General features: G+C 69.2%; 2 protein-coding genes. Both read left to right on the top strand.

Annotation, left to right across the window (positions count from 1 at the left end; all coding sequences use genetic code 11):
- Positions 1-1170 precede the first annotated feature (1170 nt).
- Entirely contained in the window at positions 1171-3192 is a 2022-nt protein-coding gene (locus HII36_RS56200; RefSeq protein ID WP_217371088.1) for a ComEC/Rec2 family competence protein, read from the top strand.
- Positions 3193-3577: 385 nt separating this feature from the next.
- Positions 3578-4561, top strand: a complete 984-nt coding sequence (holA, locus tag HII36_RS53410; protein ID WP_173531066.1) for a DNA polymerase III subunit delta — start codon at positions 3578-3580, stop codon at positions 4559-4561.
- The last annotated feature ends 118 nt before the right edge of the window (positions 4562-4679 follow it).

The following is a 4679-nucleotide window of genomic DNA, read 5'->3' as shown; positions in this document are numbered from 1 at the left end:
ACCCTCACCCCCGCCACGCACCGAATCCGCGCCTTATCCCGGATCCCCACCAGGTCCCGGATCCACGTCTCGTCCCGGAACCCCACCACGTCCCGGATCCACGCCTTGTCCCGGAACCCCACCACGTCCCGGAACCTGGCGTCGTCCCGGAACCCGGCCCCGCGCCGAATTCACGCCTCGTCCCGGAATCCCGCCTTGCACCGCACGCACGTCCCACTACGCAACCAGACCGAGCCCAGAGCCCAGAGCCCGTCTCGGGATCGGACCTTGTCCCGAGCCCTGTCCTGGAGACAAATGTTGGCCACGCCTGGCCTCTCGCCCTGCCCGCCCTGGCAGCCTGGGCCACCGCCCTGATCCTGCTCGGCTGCCCAGCGCAAGTAGGCCTGGCCGTCTCGGCGGCAGCCACGCTGGGCGCCGCCATCCTGGCCTGGCAAACCCGATCTCCCCGGGCCAACCCAGCGACCATGCTGTTGCGGCGGGCGGCATCAACCACAGTCCCATGGATACGGCGAAACATCACGATCGCCGTCCTCGCCTGCGTTGCCGCAGCAGCGGCGTCGGTAGCACTCCGGATCCACGCCATCACCACAGGACCGGTAGCCGAACTCGCCGCCAAGAGCACCACGATCACGGCCGAGATAACCCTGACCGGCGACCCGAAGATCAGGCTGCCCAAAGGCGGCCGATTCACCCAAGAGCAAGTCATCGTCACCGCAACCCTGGAAACCCTGGAGACGACGTCGATTCCACCTGGCGGAGTTGGGCCCGCAATCCTGCCTGGCGGAGCTACGCCCGCGATTCCGTCAGGAGGAGCGACGTCCGCAATCCCGGCAGACGGAGCGACGTCGGCGATTCGGGCAGGCGGAGCAACGCTCCGGACAAGGCTGAGACTGAGCGCTCCCATCACCGTCTTCGCCAGCGGCCGCGCGTGGCGCACGCTCCTCCCCAGTCAGCGGCTCAAGGTCACAGGCCGCCTGGCGACCGCCACCCCGGGCGACCTGACCGCGGCGATCCTTCTCGTCCGCGAACCCCCTCAAGTCCTGACACCTCCGTCATGGCTCCAATCCTCAGCAGGAGCGCTCAGATCGGGCCTGAGAACAGCCGCCGACGGCCTGCCCCCAGACCAGAGTGGCCTCCTGCCAGGCCTCGTAGTCGGTGACGTCTCCCCGCATGGATCCGCAGGTCACCTCGGACATGAAGGAAGCAGGACTGAGCCACCTCAACGCAGTAAGCGGTACCAACCTCGCGATCGTCGCGGGCGCGGCGCTGGCGTTGTCCCGTCTCGTGGGCCTGCCCCTGGCCCTGAGGGCCGTCTTCGCCGCTGTGGCCATGCTCGCGTTCACGGTGGTGGCGCGCCCGTCTCCCAGCGTGCTGCGAGCGCTGCTCATGGGTCTGGTGGCCGCCGTCGCCCTCGGTACGGGCCGCGCCAAGGACGGGGTGGCGGCCCTGTCGGCCGCGGTGCTCCTGCTGGTTCTGTTCGCGCCTGACCTGGCCCGCTCGTTCGCCTTCGCCCTGTCGGTGACCGCGACAGCCGGCATCCTGCTCCTGGCCCCTCGCTGGCGCGACCGCCTCCTCGCCCACAGGGGGCGCGACGACCTCGCCATCCGCCGCTGGCGCGACCACCTCGTCACCGCCCGCCGCTGGCAGGACCGCTTGATCGCTCTACGTGTTCTGAATCCGCCAGGCCCAAGCCCGTCCGGAAGAAGCCTGTTCGGACGAGGTCGCTCCGCCCAGGGTCAGCCTGCTCATGGTCGGTCCGCCCAGGGTCGGTCCGCCCAGGGTCGGTCCGCCCAGGGTCAGTCCGCCCAGGGTCAGTCTGCCCAAGGCCAGACTGCTCAGGGTCGATCTGCTCAGGGCCAGTTCGCTCAAAGCCGGTCCACCACGAACGAGTCCGCCGCGCGTCCGTCGTCCACTCTTCGGGACATCCGCAGGGCGGAGCGGGCACGGCGGATGCGTCGGATGCGAGGGCAGGTGCCGCGATGGATGGCGGAGGCGGTGGCGGTGCCGGCCGCCGCTCAGGTCGCGGTGACGCCCGTGCTGGTGCTCATGGACGGTCAGCTGTCAGCCGTCGCGGTGCCCGCCAACCTGCTGGTCGCACCGGCGGTGGCGCCGGCGACGCTGCTGGGGTTCGCGGCGGCGTTGGTGGCGCCGTTGTGGCCGGAAGCGGCGGCGGCCCTCGTGATTCCCGCAGGGTATGCGGTCGGCTGGATCATCGCCGTCGCCCGCTGGGCCGTGGACCTGCCATTGGCGTCCGTGCCGTGGCCCGGCGGCCTCGCGGGGTTGGCATTGCTGGCGGTCGTGGTGGCGGTGGCAGTACCGCTCATGAGACGTCGATTGTGGAGGCTGATGACGCTCACCGCGGTGGGTGCGGCCCTGGTGGCCGTCCTGATCGTCCGCCCGATCGTGGGCACCTGGCCGCCGAAGGGGTGGCTCATGGTGATGTGCGACGTCGGTCAGGGCGACGGGCTCGTGGTGGCGGCCGGGCCGGGGCGAGGGGTGGTGATAGACGCCGGCCCGGATCCCGTCGCGATGGACCGCTGCCTGCGCGGCCTGGGGGTCAAGGACGTGCCGCTGCTGGTGCTCACGCATCCGCACGCCGACCACGTGGACGGACTCGCGGGAGTGTTCAGAGGGCGACGGGTCGGGGCGGTGCTCGTCAGCCCGGAGCGCACTGCCGCGCAGACCCAGTCCCGCATCACCAGGATCCTGGCCGGCCACCGCACTCCCGAATGGCCCGCCCAGCTGGGCGCTCGCTGGCGGTTCGGGCCGTCGGAACTGACCGTTCTCGCGCCGGGGCCGCCCCAGGAAGGGCTGTTCGGGCAGGGGGAGGGGAGCGTGATCAACAACTCCAGCGTGGTGGTTCATGTGCGATGGCGGGCCGGCTCGGCGCTGCTGAGCGGCGATATGGAAACGGAGGCGCAGGACGCGCTCGTAGGGGCTCTTTCCGTGCGCGCCGACATTCTCAAGGTCCCGCATCATGGGTCGCGACGACAGTCCCCGGCGTTCCTGGCCGCCGTGGGTGCGCGGGCGGCGCTGATCAGCGCGGGCGAGGACAACGACTACGGACATCCGGCGGCGATGACGCTCGCGCGACTGCGGCAGCTCGGCATGAACGTCTACCGGACGGACCAATCGGGTGATCTCGCCGTAGTCGAACGTGAGGGGCGCCTGGCGGTGATCCAACGTGAATAGGCGCCTGAGGGCGTTGCCATTGTCTAAGGAGGTTGCCGTCGTGTTGAGGGTTGCAAGCCTTGGTAGTGGCGAGCTTGCGGGGTGTGGGCCTTGGTAGTGGCGAGCTCGGGGGTTGCGAGCTTTGGGGTTGCGGGCCTTGGGGGTTGTCCCGCTGAAGGTTGTCCCATTGAGGGCTGTCTGTGGTGGGGGAGCTTCTCGGTACTCGTCTTCTCAGTGGGCTGCTTCGTTGATGACCGTCACATCAGCGGTGACTCCTGGCGGGCTGTTCTGTTGGTTTGGCGGGTTGGTGCGTTACTGGTGGTGGCTTCTTTGGCAGTCGTTGTCCCGGCGCGGGGTGCGGTGTGGGACGGGGCCGGCTGGTTTGGGGTTGTCGGAGGCACGTGGCATGCTGCTCGGCATGGCGGGAACCGATCCAGCACTTGTGACCCTGGTCGTCGGCGATGAGGAACTGCTGGCAGAGCGGGCGGTCAACGCGGTCGTCGCGGCGGCGCGGGAGGGCGAATCGGGGATCGAGGTCCACGACCTGCTGGGCGGGAAGGTGGCCGTGGGGGAGTTGACGCAGCTCACCTCGCCATCGCTGTTCGGCGATCGTTCGGTGGTGGTCATCCGGTCGGCGCAGGACCTGCCGAAGGAGGTCATCGCCGAGATCGTCACGTATGCCAAGCAGCCTTCCGACGACACCGTGCTCGTGCTGGCGCATCCCGGTGGGGTGAAGGGCAAGGCGCTGGTCGACGGGGTCAAGAAGGCCGGGGCCAAGGTGGTCACCATCAACAAGGTGACCAAGGCGGGTGAGCGGCTCGACTTCATCAAGGGGGAGATCAAGCGAGCCGGCCGGAGCATCTCGGGGGAGGCGGCCCAGGCGCTGCTCGACGCCGTGGGCAATGATCTGCGGGAGTTGGCGGCGGCCTGCAGTCAGCTCGCGTTCGACACACAGGAGAAGTCGATCGGTGCTGCCGCCGTCGCCCGCTACCACAAGGGACGTGCGGAGGTCACAGGGTTCAACGTGGCCGACTCGGCTGTTGAGGGGCGGCTGGGAGAAGCCCTTGAGCAGGTACGGTGGGCGCTCGGCACCGGGGTCGCGCCCGTGTTGCTGGTGAGCGCTCTGGCCGGCGGGTTGCGTTCGCTGGCAAAGGTGGGCGGGGCGCCTCGGAACCTACGCGGTGGGCAACTGGCCGGTCAGCTCGGGATGCCGCCGTGGAAGGTCGACCGGGTCAAGCGGCAGCTCAACGGATGGGGGCCGGAGGGGTTGTCGCGCGCCATCCAGGCTGTGGCGGACGCTGATGAGCAGGTCAAGGGTGGGGGCGCTGATCCGGCGTATGCGTTGGAGCATGCGATTCAGGTGATCGTGGCAAGTCGCACTGGGAGATAGCCCCAGGGGCTTGGGAATCCGGGTCACAGAAACTTCGGGCTCGGGCTTCTGGGTTTCCCGGGCTCGGGCTTTTGGGTTTCCGGGCTCGGGGTCTCTGGTCTGTCTCTTATACACAGCT

This window comes from Nonomuraea antri (assembly GCF_013283785.1).
GTDB lineage: Bacteria > Actinomycetota > Actinomycetes > Streptosporangiales > Streptosporangiaceae > Nonomuraea > Nonomuraea antri.
Note: the sequence above shows the minus strand (reverse complement) of the source record. Positions and strands in the feature narration are given on the sequence as shown.